At 40.0% G+C, this 15,585-nt stretch carries 13 protein-coding genes and 1 rRNA gene; 1 reads left to right on the forward strand and 13 read right to left on the reverse strand.

Annotated features, from left to right (window positions below):
- Position 1: 1 nt before the first annotated feature.
- The 5 genes from filE to FTU12_RS04665 form a co-directional block, all read right to left on the reverse strand.
- Positions 2–1,354: a putative pilus assembly protein FilE gene (gene filE / locus FTU12_RS04645; RefSeq protein WP_180113842.1), complete on the reverse strand. Its 1,353-nt coding sequence runs from the start codon at positions 1,352–1,354 to the stop codon at positions 2–4.
- Between the two features lie 14 nt (positions 1,355–1,368).
- On the reverse strand, positions 1,369–3,033 hold the full coding sequence (locus FTU12_RS04650) for an OmpP1/FadL family transporter (RefSeq protein WP_180113843.1): 1,665 nt from the start codon (positions 3,031–3,033) through the stop codon (positions 1,369–1,371).
- A 12-nt stretch (positions 3,034–3,045) separates the two neighbouring features.
- Positions 3,046–4,245 carry a hypothetical protein gene (locus tag FTU12_RS04655; RefSeq protein WP_180113844.1) on the reverse strand — a complete coding sequence of 400 codons (1,200 nt, stop codon included), beginning with the start codon at positions 4,243–4,245 and terminating at the stop codon, positions 3,046–3,048.
- Positions 4,246–4,305: 60 nt separating this feature from the next.
- Positions 4,306–5,139 carry a C39 family peptidase gene (locus tag FTU12_RS04660; protein WP_180110712.1) on the reverse strand — a complete coding sequence of 278 codons (834 nt, stop codon included), beginning with the start codon at positions 5,137–5,139 and terminating at the stop codon, positions 4,306–4,308.
- 197 nt (positions 5,140–5,336) lie between these two features.
- Entirely contained in the window at positions 5,337–6,386 is a 1,050-nt protein-coding gene (locus FTU12_RS04665; RefSeq protein ID WP_180113845.1) for a DUF6160 family protein, read from the reverse strand.
- A 255-nt stretch (positions 6,387–6,641) separates the two neighbouring features.
- Here FTU12_RS04665 and pabB point away from each other — a divergent pair, with 255 nt between their 5' ends.
- Complete coding sequence (pabB, locus tag FTU12_RS04670) at positions 6,642–7,982, forward strand: aminodeoxychorismate synthase component I (protein ID WP_180113846.1); 1,341 nt, start codon at positions 6,642–6,644, stop codon at positions 7,980–7,982.
- A 118-nt stretch (positions 7,983–8,100) separates the two neighbouring features.
- On the opposite strand, the gene hisC is transcribed toward pabB, so the two are convergent.
- From hisC to rrf, 8 genes are all read right to left on the reverse strand, one after another.
- Positions 8,101–9,198 carry a histidinol-phosphate transaminase gene (hisC, locus tag FTU12_RS04675; protein ID WP_180113847.1) on the reverse strand — a complete coding sequence of 366 codons (1,098 nt, stop codon included), beginning with the start codon at positions 9,196–9,198 and terminating at the stop codon, positions 8,101–8,103.
- A 181-nt stretch (positions 9,199–9,379) separates the two neighbouring features.
- Complete coding sequence (hisD, locus tag FTU12_RS04680; protein ID WP_180113848.1) at positions 9,380–10,681, reverse strand: histidinol dehydrogenase; 1,302 nt, start codon at positions 10,679–10,681, stop codon at positions 9,380–9,382.
- 193 nt (positions 10,682–10,874) lie between these two features.
- Positions 10,875–11,585 carry an ATP phosphoribosyltransferase gene (hisG, locus tag FTU12_RS04685; RefSeq protein ID WP_180113849.1) on the reverse strand — a complete coding sequence of 237 codons (711 nt, stop codon included), beginning with the start codon at positions 11,583–11,585 and terminating at the stop codon, positions 10,875–10,877.
- The gene (murA, locus tag FTU12_RS04690) at positions 11,585–12,841 is read right to left on the reverse strand and encodes a UDP-N-acetylglucosamine 1-carboxyvinyltransferase (protein ID WP_078191193.1); all 1,257 of its coding nucleotides are present in this window, start codon (positions 12,839–12,841) and stop codon (positions 11,585–11,587) included. Before murA ends, hisG begins: the two co-directional genes overlap by 1 nt.
- Before the next feature lie 6 nt (positions 12,842–12,847).
- Positions 12,848–13,099 (reverse strand): BolA family iron metabolism protein IbaG, encoded by a 252-nt coding sequence (gene ibaG / locus FTU12_RS04695; protein ID WP_168378494.1) that lies wholly within the window; start codon positions 13,097–13,099, stop codon positions 12,848–12,850.
- Between the two features lie 135 nt (positions 13,100–13,234).
- Complete coding sequence (gene hpf / locus FTU12_RS04700) at positions 13,235–13,567, reverse strand: ribosome hibernation-promoting factor, HPF/YfiA family (protein WP_078191195.1); 333 nt, start codon at positions 13,565–13,567, stop codon at positions 13,235–13,237.
- A 168-nt stretch (positions 13,568–13,735) separates the two neighbouring features.
- Positions 13,736–15,190 carry an RNA polymerase factor sigma-54 gene (locus FTU12_RS04705; protein ID WP_180113850.1) on the reverse strand — a complete coding sequence of 485 codons (1,455 nt, stop codon included), beginning with the start codon at positions 15,188–15,190 and terminating at the stop codon, positions 13,736–13,738.
- A 280-nt stretch (positions 15,191–15,470) separates the two neighbouring features.
- A 5S ribosomal RNA gene (gene rrf / locus FTU12_RS04710) occupies positions 15,471–15,585 on the reverse strand.

A 15,585-nucleotide genomic window follows, 5' to 3' on the forward strand; every position in this document is an offset into this window, starting at 1 on the left:
CTTAACGGATTGCTGTTAATTTAAGTTGGCCTTGATTGGTTAATACGCGGCCATCGACGTCAATTGCTGTTGCTAAAGGCGTTAAGAATAAATACTGGCTACCTTTAGGCACTTGAATCACGCCTTCTATTTTTTCATGGTAAAGATGATCCGCTTCATCTTGGTTATTTTTGAATCCACCTGCGCCTTCCATGACACATCCATTTTTGTCTAAAAATACCGCAAATGGCCAATAAAATGTAGGATTTTGTACTTTGGATGCAAATGAATGTATACGAATATTTTGTAATGGTGATTTTAGTTTTACGACTTCATAGTCAAATTCGTCCGACAACGGTGCTCGAGGCCATAAATTAATATCTTGAGCTAAGTCGAGCTCTTTGGCTTTCTTCATTTTTTTATTCGAAAAACATTGCTGACCTAAACCTTGAATGGTGTCAGCTTGTGAGACCCGATAATACGATGTGGCTAAAGTGATTGGGCCTGTATCTTCGGGTTGATTGCGTTTAAATAAATTATCAATGACGGAGCGACTGACACCTTTTTCACGTTCAATCGTTTGCATCCGCGTTTGCCCCATCTTGCTGTCAATAACGCCTTCGGGCATGGTGTAAAAGCGCTTTTTGCCTTCTAAGTTAAACTCTTTATCTTCCAGATATTCATTATTGACATACTTTTCACCGGCCATGGTCGAAAAACCTTGCTCTTGTTTTACCTGAGTCGATTGTTTTGAAGAATTATTTTCTAAGTTTTCACCTGAAGATTGTACGGCTTTATCAGTGCTAACAACTTTCTCAGCAAGGATCTTTTTTTCGACGATAGGTTTATCTTTTTCAGCCTGAACTTTGGCCTGATACGGAGCACTAGGTTGGGTTAGCTCTGATTGCTGTAACTTTTCGGTCCATGTGGTTGAAGGTACAACTTTTGTTGAAGTACCTGACTCTTGTACTGATTTTTCAGATTTGGGAACGTTATCACCTGAGACCTCTTTAATTTTATCGACTGTGACAGCTTTATTATCATCCCGTTTTTCCGGCTCACGTGTACTTAAACTCTGAAACTTCACCGGTTCAGCAGCCTGTGCTGTTGGACTCGTTTGACGCGTCATCGGTGTCTTGGTTTGAGACGGACTAATGCTTACAGATGGTTGAGTAACGTGTTGCTGTACAGATGGTGAATCAATCATTTTAGCTATAGAACTTTCTTTGGGTTTCTTTACAGCTTTTTCTTGTATTTGTACCACCATTGGGCGCCCATCCGGCCCAATAATGGTATGAAACGCCCCGGCATAGGCATACGACACTTGCACCACAGACAGTACAAGTAACGCGTTTATGAATAAAATCCTTTTCATTCTGTCTGCTTATCCTACCAACGAGTTCTGTAATTTAATCCTAGGATGGTGATTTTCGTATCGGTTTTTACATTCAGTCCAGCATATGGGTTTAAAAGTAAGTTATTCACACCGGTTAAGTTTGCAAGACTACTAGTATTCGCTGGAATGTTATCTTTACTGCGTAAAAAGCCTATTGATAAATCTAAATCCGTATCTGCATCAAAACGATATCCAATCCCCATACCAAAGAGCTGCGCACCATTAATTGGGACCATGGTATTTCGCTTACCATCAGGAATAGACGTACTCCGTGGTTCATAGCCTGCACGTAATTTCAAACGATCTGTTGCAGAATATTCAATACCAATACCCCAGTTCCAAGGCGATGTAAATTTCAAAGGTAAGGCCAAAGAATTATCGGTCACATTTTCAGATAATAATTTTGCAATTTTCAGCGCTGAAATTTGACGGTCGAATTCAAAACGGAATTTGTCCCAAGCACGATAATCCGTCCAGCCCACATCAAAATTGATTTGTAAATCAGGCATGACCTTATATTTGATCCCGGCCTGTACATGCTGTGGATATTCAAAATCCATCGAAACTAAACCCGACTCCGAGTTTGGCACGGCATTTGGGAAACCTAAAATTGCAGCTAAAATTTGACCTGTTGGTGATGACATTAATCCCTTAATCATCTCCTGAGGCGCTTTTGCATTATGAATGCGATAACGGCCTTTCATGCGCATTTTCGCAGCGCTTTGGTACACCATACCAAAACTAAAATCTTCGCGTGGCTCCCACAAAACCCCTAAGTTATAACTTGGGCTCAGCGACTGCTCTAAAGCCAATTCCATCTGACCAAATTTGCCAAATGGATTCATCCCTTCTTCGGTATTACACATCCCCAATAGCAAGATGTCGGTAATAATGTCCGAATTTTCCTTAAATGGCGTACAGACGACTTCATCAATCATCCTTAACATGCCGATCAACTCATTGGGAAATCGCAGGTCAGATTTCAATCCAATGGCTTGATAGGACATCCCTACACCACCACCAATCGATAACTCATCACTAACTTGATAACCCACAGTTGGCGATAGATAAGTAATACGCTCTAGAGCAACTTGTTGCCCCATGAAATTACCTGGGTTGCCATTTTCAGCACCAAAACCCGCAATCAAAGGCGCATAAACAGCTGATGCGAATGTTGCTTTAGAACCCGGTGGATTGTAGGCAATCCCCATCGTTGGCGCGGCAATGGGTTGTCCAGCACCAAAATCCACCATCTTTTTTAAGACAGGTACATATAAGGATGCATATTCAACATCACCAGAAACCTTATCTTTAAAGTCCGTACAAATATCAGCCGTCACTTCAGGACCATCATTACAGACTAATGGATCATCTGAATAACCAAAAACGTTATAACCCGCAGGAACGGTAAATTCACGTTGAATATCAAAGTTTGCAATGATGCCCTGCATATCTGTTTGCAAACCTTCAATCTTAGTTAATGCTGCAGGGTTAAAATGTACTGCACTAATTCCTGGAGGATCCGCAGTTACTGCATTACCTAATGCAAGTGACCGTACATCAACTGAAAGGTTGGTACCCAATTGTGCAAAAGCAGCACTAGAACAGCCCGTTAAAACGATCGCACTAACAAGTGGGCTGAGTCGAATTTTACGCATACGACAGCCCTCTTAACGAAGTTTTTTTCCAAAACCTAGAATATCCAACGGGAAAGACAACCCTAATGACACATCTGGTGCATCTTCAGTTAAACCTAACCCCACCGTACCATTCACAATGGTCTCTGGAGATACACGTACACCTAAAGAAATCGCGAGAGTTGAGCTGGTTTGGTCTGCAGGTGAATAGGATTCGCCACTGCTATAGGTAAATTCAGCGCCGGTATTGAAACTTTGTTGATATGACATGGTAAGGGAAACATCGTAGTTAAACGAGTATGCAAAACCGAATGCAAAACCGCCACTAATCCCCGGTTCAAACTCTTCAATGACTCGCGAACCACGACGTTGGTTTAAGTCAGTTTCTTTGAAGCCATAGTTTGCCGAGACGGATGCAAACAACACAACGGGATCAATATATTTACGTGTGCTGGCACCGATACCTGCAGAATAGTAACCTTTACCTGTTGCTAGATCATTTACAGCATTAATTTCGTATGGACTATCACCAGTTTTCGTGGACAAATTACCAAATAAAATAAGAGGCAAACGACCTTGCTTCAATGGGAAGGGTTCCCAACGTGCGCCTAAAGAAATATCCCCTAAACCAGCAGTTGAAGTATCTTTTAATAAATCAGTTTTTGCTACTAAAGGCACAGTTGCAGAGAATGTCAAATTGTCCATTACACCGTATTGCACGGTAAATGTATTGGTCATTGAGTGTGTGGCATTCTCTTGTACACGGAGTTGATAAAGTTGGCCTTGTGCCATTTCCATATCAAGTTGAGTATCACGGTAATAGGTATAATCGATATCGTAAAAAGATGATATTTCACCTTTTTTAATCAATGAATACTGACGTTCATTCGAGCTAAATACTTCCTGTAAATTCGCTTCTTGGCTCGCATCACCCTCTTGCTGTTGAAGTGCTGTCGATGCCTTTTCAGTGGCAGTAGCACTTTCGACTTGTGGTGCCTCAGATTGTACTGGCTCTTCAACAGATTCATACTGTCCAATTTCAGGCTCGGCAGCAGCTTCTTGTGCAGTATCAGCTTGGGTTGCCGTAACAGGAGATGCCGACTCTTCAACAACTGTCTCTTGCTCAACCGGATCATACTCTCCTAGACTTGGCTCTTCAGCTGCATATGCAACCCCCATCACCACTTGAATACTCATGGCTAGTAGTGTTTTGTTCATCCATTTACGATTCATGTTCCTTCCCACCGTTTTTATTTTTTTAATCTTGACGCTTTGTTATACGCATTCATCTAATTATTTACTCTTATAGTAAAGCCTTAGAAAGTTGTAATTCGATTTACCATAAGACTCCGACTCTTCATTCATATTTTTATCAAGTCGTATCGTAGATGCCTTGTCTGCAATTTTTTCCATGTAAAACTGCGGATACTGAATATCAACCAATGCATAACGGTTCACGGTTGCATCTTCAACATGTCGCAAGTCTGAATCTTGCAAAGCCAATAAATTTTTACGTTGCTCAGGCGCAACATTGATTAAGAATAATGTGTTGTTTTCCCATATTTCTTGGAATCGAACTTCATCGAAACTGATATTGCCTAGTGCTGGATCTGCAACATAAACACGCCCATCTTTATAGGCTTTAAAAACCACAAAATGTTTAAAACCAGCATATGAAATGGGAACAATTGCAGGCTGACCTTGCTTAACTAGATCTGAAAACTCCCCTTTGTAGCCCCCACTTTCTAGCCCGACAGCAGCGACAAAACGTTTCATGTCTAATAAGGAGAAACTTCGACGTTCGATAATTTTTTCAGTTTCACCAAATTTCAGCAAACCATTCATGGTCTGTTGCTCAGTCAGCTGTGTACCTACATAACCATTTAATAAAGTCGTTAAAGCTGCTGAACCACAGCTATAGTCATAGGCTTGCCGAACAATGCCTCGAAATTGATCCTCAATGGCAGGTTTAATTTTTACAGTTTCACGGTGCATCCGAGTAAAGGAATCATTTCGTGAATCCAATGTTTCGGTATAGTGAACTGTTCCGACTGGCTTTTCTTTTAATTCGAAGGACTCTTTGGCAAAGTAATACATCAATGCCGAGCCCACAGCTATCTCTAACATAAGTTCTAACTTTTAGTTATCGGCAATGATGTGCCTTTTTTCATTATTTTTTAGAGCTAATGCTCTACATCCATGTATTATGCAAGATACCTTTTTTTTTATAAAAAAACAGCATTTTTTTATGCTTTGTTGGGTCATTCCGCACTTTTTTGTAAAAAAAAGCGCGTGATCAACACGCGCCTTATTTTTATTCTAAATTACTTACTAGAAATCGTAATCACAGAACCTGGATTATAAACACCTAAACTAGGGCTATAATATGTTTGCAAGCCTTGAACTTCGATATCACCAATTGAACCAGCAGTACGACTACCTAAATGAACACCTTTCACATAGTTATCAATTGGACCAGAGTTGCTCACCATTTGAATATATCCTTTTGATGCTCCTTCTGCACCATAAACACTAATATCTTGGTTAATGGTTAAGTCTGTTTTACCCGCATCAGCAACTTTTATGCTTTCAATAAAGATTTCACCAGCAGCACGTGTAGCGTTTTTAGTTGATGCATCCAGAATACCTAGATTTTGAATCTCTAAACCACCAATCATAGTTGTATTCAATTTGATCATTGCACCCTGTGGAGCTGCACCAAGTTGAATATTTGCAGCCATCTGACCTGTTTTCAAAGTTAAGCCAGAAAGAATTGCATTGTAGTTGCTATCATCACCACCACGGCGAATACCTGTAGTACCAGCTGTACCTGATGCAGTCACACCAATTTCACCAATTTTAATATCTAAACCAGAAACCTGCGCTGCAATATTAACAAACGCTCCACCTTTTGCAGAATTACCAGCATCTGAGTCAATACGTAAATCAGCCAAATTATGACTTGCTAACAAAGCTTGTGAATTCGCAGTAATTACAAGACCATGCTTTTCATTAGCATCACCGGCTATCCCGTTCCCCTTAATTAAAAGCGCACCTGCATTACCTGTACCACCAACAATATTTGTTGAAGAAACTTCTGCATTTGCAGCAAAACCTGTTGGCGTAGGAGGAGTTGTAGTTGTATCAAAAGTAACTTTTGTACCTGTCACAACGTTTTTTGCATCAGTTGCTAAACCGTCATTATCGTGAATGTAAAGTTTCTCGATTGCAACTTTTGAAATACCAATCCCGATGTTAATACCATCTTGACCAGTGGTTGAACTAAGTGCAGCATCGTCCATTGCTTGCATAGCCATAGCATTCGCACTAAATGCGATTGAAGAAACTAGAGCTAATTTAGTGAAATTTTTCATACGGTACTCTCCCAAGAGTATTTATTTTTTTTGATTTTCAACCACTCGATTTATTCAGCTGTAATATTATTTTGTGACAACTGTTAAATCTTTCCTTGAGTTGTTTGCTCGCTCGATTAAATTATATCCAAGCTGAAATTTGTTCAACTGTCGTTGGTCGCAATCTAATTCTTACCGATAAACGGTATTTGCAAGCCAAATGAATTAGGAATGGTATAAAATCCATTTTAGTCTTTAAATTTAATTTCTCTGTTGATGCAAAAACCGATTTCTTTTAAAAAATTTATTCTCAAACAAAATGTTAGTGCTCAAAATATTTTGCAAGCGCTTGCACCCTTGTCACATGTGATTTTTTTAGAAGATCAAAACCAACTTGTTATTTGCTTTTTAGCAAATCAATATCAGCAATTTAAGAATGATGAACTTAAAACTTATGTCCGTACCAATTTAGATCAATATGAGGAATGTGATACTCAGCCCTTGCAAGATATCGCCTTCCAAGATTTATGTTCAAAATTAGGCAGCGGGTTTTCTGGGGGCTGGGCTGGTTTTATTAGCTATGATTATGCAGCGCAGCAACAGATTTCCCTGCATGCCAAAGCGCAACCTCGCTTGTTTTTAGGACAATTTTCCAGTTTTTTAAAATTAGAAGATGATGGTTGGTATTTTTATAGTTCTGATCATTCTGCAGCTAAGATTTACGACTACATTGTTCAGTTCATTCAAACCGAGATCACTCAGAATCAATTTAAATTAACGCAAAAATGTACTGCAAGATGGTCCAAGTCAGACTACACAAAAGCCTTTGATCAAGTTCAGGAATATATTAAAGCGGGCGATTGCTATCAAATTAATTTAACCCAAGAATTTACAGCTCAAGCTAAAGGTTCACTCTTAGATACTGCTCAAGAATTTTGGTCACTGACTGATGCACCATATTCAGGCTACTTACGTATTGATGATTTTGAAATTTTAAGTTGTTCGCCTGAACTTTTTATAGATTTTAAACCTGAACGCAAGATTATTACTAAGCCAATCAAGGGCACGATGCCTCGCTATGAAGATCCAGTGTTAGATGCGCAGTCAAAACAACGGTTAAAATCATCTGAAAAAGACATGGCTGAGAATGTCATGATTGTCGACTTACTGCGTAATGATTTGAGTGTTTATGCAGAAATAGGTTCTGTAAAAACACCTAAACTTTTTGATATTGAAAGTTTTAATCAAGTGCATCACATGGTCAGTGAAGTTGAGGCCGTGCTGAAAACAGATGTACACCCTTTTGAGGTTCTGATGTCTGCCCTGCCAGGCGGTTCGATTACCGGCGCGCCTAAAATTCGCGCGATGCAAATTATTGATGAACTTGAAGGCTCCCCGCGCGGCGCCTATTGCGGCTCGATGGGTTATTTTAATCACGATGGTACAGGCTCTTGGAATATTTTAATCCGCTCTATTCAAAAATACCAAGATCAGGTTTCGCTGTGGGCGGGCGGCGGAATCACCATCGCATCAGATTGCGATGCTGAATATCAAGAATGCTTTGATAAAGTCGAAGCCATGCTGGATTTGTTAAACACGTGGTATACGAAAGATTAAACAAAAAAAGCGATTCAATTGAATCGCTTTTTTATAACCCTCCCCTTGCGAAGCAGTGCTTCTCACCTTTTCGAAAGGAAGATTAGGGTAGATTTAAATTTATAGTAGCTTGCAGCAATCAAGCCAAAATATCGTTTTTAAGCGTATCCACAAGGCGCTGATTTTGTTCATCTGTACCAATGGTGATACGTAGGAATTGATTAATCCGCGGCTTATTGAAGTAACGCACAATAATCCCGCGTTCGCGTAATTCAGCAGCCAACTCACCTGCATCTTTATTTGGCAATGAGGCAAAAATAAAGTTTGCCGCAGACGGCAATACCTTAAAGCCCAGCTCAGACAGCTGACCTACAAGTTTTTCACGGCTCGCAATCACCTTGGCATTTTGCGCTTCAAAATACGCTTGATCCTCAAATGACGCCACGGCTGCTGCAATCGCAAAACGGTCCATCGGATAAGAGTTAAAGCTGTTTTTTACCGCTTCAAGCGCTGCGATTAAATGCGGCTGCGCGATCGCGAAACCAACGCGCAAACCGGCAAGTGAACGCGACTTAGACGTCGTTTGACAAACAACAAGGTTTTCATATTTGGCAACCAAAGCTACAGCAGATTCCGCACCGAAATCGACATACGCTTCATCAATCACAACCACTGAATTTGGATTAGCTTGCAGGACTTCCTCAATTGCAGACAAACCTAAAGCAATGCTGGTTGGTGCATTCGGATTGGTAATGATGATGCCGCCATTCGGCTGTTTATAGTCATCCACCACAATTTCAAAGGCATCATTGAGCGGTAAAATTTTAGTATTGGCCGCAATGCCAAAAAATTGGCTATAAACCGGATAAAAACTGTAGGTAATATCTGGATACAAAACCGGCAGCTCTTGCACAAAAAAGGCTTTAAAAATGTGCGCCAGCACTTCGTCCGAGCCATTGCCGACAAAGACCTGCTCAACAGGTACATGCTGCTGTTTTGCAATCGCTTGCTTTAACTCAGACGCATCTGGATCTGGATATAAACGTAAAACATCAGCAGAATTTGCCAACACTTTTTGTACTGCTTCCACCACTTTTGGCGATGGCGGATACGGATTTTCATTGGTATTGAGTTTTAAAATATTTTGGATTTTAGGCTGCTCACCCGGTGTGTACGGTTCTAATTCACGTACATCAGGGCTCCAAAAACGCATTTGTTCAGAGGTAATATTTGGCATTTTATTTTGCTCTTTTTCACCCTCTCCTAACCTCTCTTGCACTTCGCTTTAAAGGAATCCTTAAAGCTAGTTCAGGGAGAGGAATACTCATTTTATGAGATTTCCCCTCTCCTTTCAGGAGAGGGTTAGGGAGAGGTTTATAGTTTTGGAAAACTAAGTTTTTCACCTAGTCTATATTTAATTACTGATAACGATAGCGTGCTGAACGCGCATGTGCATCTAAATTTTCCTGCTGCGCTAATGTATCAGCCGTTTTCGCTAAAGTTTTCACGCCAGCTTCAGAACACATGATTAAACTTGAGCGCTTTTGGAAATCATATACACCAAGCGGTGATGAGAAACGCGCTGTGCCAGAAGTAGGCAACACGTGGTTTGGACCTGCACAATAATCACCAATCGCTTCTGGTGTATAACGTCCCATGAAGATTGCGCCGGCATGGCGGATATCTTCAGCCATTTCCTGTGCTTGATCCAAGCACAGCATCAAATGCTCAGGCGCAACTTGGTTAATCAATTCAGCACCTTCAGCACGGTCTTTGACTAAAACTAATGCACCGCGGTTTTCAATAGAAGTGCGCGCGATATCTGCTTTAGGCAAAGCTTCTAAATGCTTTTCAATCCATTGTTCTACTTGATCTAAAAGATCCGCATCAGGCGTAATGAATACCGCTTGAGCCACAGTGTCATGTTCCGCTTGTGACAATAAATCCATTGCCAGCCATTCAGCATTGTTTTGACCTTCTGCATAGACCAAAATTTCGGATGGCCCTGCAATCATATCAATGCCAACTTGACCAAATACTGCACGTTTTGCTGCAGCAACGAAACGGTTGCCCGGGCCTGTGATTTTATCCACAGATGGAATTGTTTCTGTGCCGTAAGCCAATGCTGCAACCGCTTGCGCGCCGCCAATGGTAAATACACGGTGTACGCCAGCCAAATAAGCTGCCGCCAAAACCAATGGATTTAAATCGCCATTCGGCGCAGGCACCACCATAATAATTTCAGGCACACCAGCAACATGCGCAGGTACAGCATTCATCAATACAGAAGACGGATAAGAAGCTAAACCGCCCGGCACATAAATACCCACACGGTCCAGCGGTGTGACTTTTTGACCAAGCGTATTTCCTAAAGCATCAACATAGGTCCAGCCGTCTTGCTTTTGCGCTTGGTGAAATTCACGAACACGGTTCGCAGCAAGTTCTAAGGCTTCACGCACTTCTGAACTTAACCCCTCAAATGCAGCTTTCAACTGTTCTTGTGTCAGCTCTAATTCTGAGAATTGATGCGCTGGATGTCGATCGAACTGCTGTGTCAATTTAAGAACATGAGCATCACCATGCTGACGAACATCAGCAATGATTTGGTCAACGGTTTTTAAAAGTTCTGGATCATTCACAGTTTCAAAAGCCAACAAGTCAGCAAAAGCTTGCTTGAAGTTTTGATATTGAGTCGATAAACGTCGCATCAATTTACCCACAAGGTAATCTATTGGAAAAGATTAGTTTACCTGTTTTACAGCAGCTTGTGGACATCTATCGCATGTGTTCATGTGGAGTTTTATTGAAAATAACTTTCGTTAAAATTGATGAAAATACAGTTTTAACATTATTTTTCAGTTTTCATAAAAAAACCGCCCAAATTTGAGCGGTTTGATCAGCATAGCTAGAAACTTAACAACTTATGCTTTTTTTTGCTTGCTCGCGTTCTTCCACGGCTTTTTCTAGCTGTGCAAGAATTGGATTCAACAAAGTTTGTTTACGTTTAAAGCTTGCTTTGTTCACGATTAAACGTGAAGACACTTTACAGATTTCTTCCAAAGGCTCTAAACCATTGGCACGTAAAGTATTCCCGGTATCCACAACATCGACAATGTAATCGCCTAAACCAACCAATGGTGCAAGTTCCATAGAACCATAAAGTTTGATCACATCCACTTGCTCGCCCAAGCTTGCATAATATTGACGGGTCAAATTGACATACTTGGTTGCAATCTTTAAACGACCGTTCGGACGAACCATGCCAACTTTACCTGCGGTCATTAACTTACAGTTGGCAATTTTTAAGTCCAATGGTTCATACACATTTTGTGCACCATGTTCCATCAGCACATCTTTACCTGCCACCCCAATATCTGCAGCACCATTTTCAACATAAGTTGGTACATCAGAAGCACGTAAAATTAAAATACGTACGTGCTTATGGGTCGTTGGAAAAATTAACTTACGAGATTTATCCGGATCTTCCAATAAGTTAATGCCAGCTGTTTCCAACAATGGCAAAGTTTCTTTTAAGATACGTCCCTTACTTAATGCTAAAGTTAAACCATGATCAAAATTGCCCATTACGTCAAAATTGGGATCATCGTTTCTCATATCGCTCATTAACTTACTCGCTTAATTTGGGCACCTAAACCTTGTAACTTCGCTTCAACATCTTCATAACCACGGTCAATATGATAGATACGGTCAATCAACGTTTCCCCATCAGCGGCAAGTGCTGCTAAAACCAATGAGAAAGAAGCTCGTAAATCAGTTGCCATCACGGGTGCAGCAGATAATTTCTCTACACCTGTAACAACAGCATCATTACCTTCAACCTGAATATTGGCACCCATACGTGCTAATTCAGGTACATGCATGAAACGGTTTTCGAAAATCGTTTCAGAAATTGTGGCAAAACCACGACCAATTGCATTCACAGCCATCAGCTGTGCTTGCATATCGGTTGGAAATTCTGGATGTGGTAAAGTCTGGAAACTAACTGCTTTCGGGCGTTTACCCATCATATCCAGTTCAATCCAATCTTCACCGCGCGTAACTTCCGCGCCCATTTCTTCAAATTTATCTAGCACAGACTCCAACAAGTTTGGATCAGTATGTGTGGTTTTGATTTTACCGCCAGTGATCGCTGCTGCAGCGAGATAAGAACCTGTCTCAATACGATCAGCAACAACGGCATATTCACAGCCATGTAGGCTTTCAACACCTGTAACAACCAAAGTATCTGTGTCCAAACCTTCGATTTTTGCACCCATCTTGATCAACATATTAGCAAGATCGGTAATTTCAGGTTCACGAGCCGCGTTACGAATGGTCGTTACACCGTCTGCAAGAACCGCAGCAGTTAGAATATTTTCAGTACCACCAACTGTGACCATATCAAAGACAACTTCGCCACCTTTTAGACGACCATCCACTTTGGCATGCACATAACCTGCTTCAACTTCGATCTCAGCACCAAGTGCTTCTAAAGCTTTTAAATGTTGATCTACAGGGCGTGAACCAATTGCACATCCACCCGGCAAAGACACTTTTGCACTACCATAGCGCGCCAATAACGGGCCAAGCACCAAAATAGATGCACGCATGGTTTTCACGAGTTCATATGGTGCAAATTGATTATCTAAGCTAGAAGTATCAGCCTTAACCGTATCACCTTCATAACTGATTTGAACACCTAAACCTGCGATCAATTTCACTAAGGTGTTCACATCTTTTAGATTTGGTACATTAGTTAATGTAATAGGTGTATCCGCAAGGATAGTTGCAGCGAGTAATGGCAATGCAGCATTTTTCGCACCAGAAATACGAACTTCACCTTCGAGCTTAGTACCGCCCTGAATCAGAAATTTATCCATTAATTATTAAGCTCCGAATAAGCTTGCTTTGCGCCATTCTTCTTTGGTCATTGCACGAATTGTTACTGCATGTACTTCACCGCTGGCAATGTAGGAGTTCAAAGGTGCATAAACAGATTGTTGACGAGCAACAGGACGTTTCCCTTCAAATTGATCATCGACGATGCGTAAATCATATTTGCCGTCTTGCCCACTAACTGCAACCTCAGCTTCTGGAAAAGCAGCTTTTAAAATTTCAGTGAGCTGTTCACTATTCATCACAAGACCCCATATAGGACTAACGGTGTAAAACCCGTCATTTTACTATAAATCTAAAAAATAATTCATTAGTCACATACATTATATATATAAAAAAAGAGGTTATAAAAAACCTCTTTTTGTACAATTTACAATCTAAACCGTTAAAGGCATATAAATGAGCTGCATTTTTCGATGTTTATGTAATTGTTTTTTTAATTTTTCAGACAATTTTTTGATCGAGGTATACATATCATCAGCGCACGCTTGCGCAAAAAGTTCTGTCCCAGGTAATCGTATAATCGCTTCCGCAATATGATTATCACTACCTTTTTTTGAACGTTTATCAACCTGATGATCTTTAGTCAGTTTGACTTGCATACTATTGACCTGATCTAAATGTTTGGTCATTTCCGCAAATTTAAGACGAATATTTTCTTCTATTGCTGGCGTAATTGTTAAATGATGGCCACGAATTGTAATCTGCATAATTCTATCCCTCACCTTCTTTCAGGACTGGAAAAGTTCAAGCCGAATCATCCAACTCAATATGCGAAGCATACATTTACACAATCAGATCATTTCGGCCATTCCTTATAAAAAAAGAGATTCATTATTTCGTCATAATGAACCTCTAGAATAGTCAGATTTTCAAATTTAGATCAACACTTTTCGCTCTGAAGATGATGGAATATGTAACGATTCACGATACTTCGCAACCGTACGACGAGCAACATCAATACCTTCTGCATTAAGCAAAACTGCAATTGCATTATCAGACAAAGGCTTACGTGTATTTTCTTCTGCAATCAACTTTTTAATTTTTGCACGAATTGCCGTCGAAGACGCTTCCCCACCAGACGATGTTCCAACATGACTTGAGAAGAAATATTTCAACTCAAATAATCCACGTGGTGTGAGCATATATTTATTTGTGGTTACACGGGAAACTGTGGATTCATGGAGTTCAACTTCTTCCGCAATATCTCGCAGGACCAAAGGCTTCATTGCCTCAGGCCCTTGTTCAAAGAACGCTCGTTGATGCTCCACAATACAGGTTGCCACTTTTAATAAAGTTTTATGTCGTTCATCAATGCTTTTAATGAAATTCTTAGCTTCAAGCATTTGATTACGTAAATATTGATTATCGTCACTTTGATCTGCACGCTTGATCATATTGGCATAGAAAGAATTCACTCGTAGCTTTGGCATTACATCAGGATTTAACTGTACCAACCAATGTTCATTCTTTTTTAGCACCACTACATCTGGAATTTGATAGTCTGAATCTTTATCTTCAAACTCTTGCCCTGGATGTGCTTTTAATGTTTTTAACAAAGAAATGGCTAGTTTAAGCTGTTCCGTATTTAAACCGGTTTGCTTAATCAACTTGGGTAATTCATTACTAATCAGCAATTCATAATTTTTCAATAATAAAATAGCTTCATATCGATATTCGATATGCTCAGGAAGATTTTCAACTTGTACCATTAAACATTCAGCGAGATTACGTGAACCTACCCCTAAAGGATCTAGACGCTGAATATGCTTTAAAACCACCAAAACTTCGTCATCTTCGACTTCTTCTTCATAATCCATAGAATCTAAAAGATGCTGAACAGATTGGGTAATTTCATTTAAGTCACAATCTAAAAAACCTTTGTTATCTAAAGCATCGATAATACAGTGTGCAATTAGTTTATCGATCACAGAAAAGTGTAAAAGATTAACTTGCTCAAGCATATGTGCTTGTAAACTTTGATGCCCCTGCCGATTATCTTCGCGCTCTTCAAATTCAGCAGCACCTAAACTTGTAGGTTGATGCGTATAAACATCATCCCACTCCGTATCTACCGGTAACTCATCAGGCAAATGATCGGCATTTAATTCATTGGTTAAGTCTTTATTTTCCCTTTCTTGTTCTTGTAAGCTATTTAAACTTTCAACGGTATTTTGTTCTTCAACTTTCTCTAATAGAGGATTACTGTCGAGTTGGATTTGAATTTCTTGTTCCAATTCCAAACTTGAAAGCTGTAATAAACGAATGGCTTGTTGTAATTGAGGTGTTAATGATAAGGAATTGGCAACCTTTAACCCCATCGCTAATTTCATTAATAACTCCCCCTATAATTAACCGTACTTTATAAGCAATTTTTATGCCGTTTTATTTTTTATAGCATAATTTTAAAGAGAACGCCCGATTTTTTGTCTTTTTTAGACTCATTATTCAGCTAATTTATTCTTTTATTAGGAACGATTCATCTTATAAATGAATTATTTAATTAGATTTATTATTAATTTTAATCTAATTCCCTATCCATTTATCTTTCCCTATTTCTTCACGCATAAAAAAACACCCCCTGCACTAGTCAGGGGGTGTTTTCGAATAATGAGCTGGCGATGACTTACTCTCACATGGGTAACCCCACACTACCATCAGCGCTAAGAGGTTTCACTTCTGAGTTCGGGAAGGGATCAGGTGGTTCACTCTTGCTATTGTCGCCAGC

The sequence above is a fragment of the Acinetobacter sp. YH12063 genome (genome assembly GCF_013419715.1).
Classification (GTDB): domain Bacteria; phylum Pseudomonadota; class Gammaproteobacteria; order Pseudomonadales; family Moraxellaceae; genus Acinetobacter; species Acinetobacter amyesii.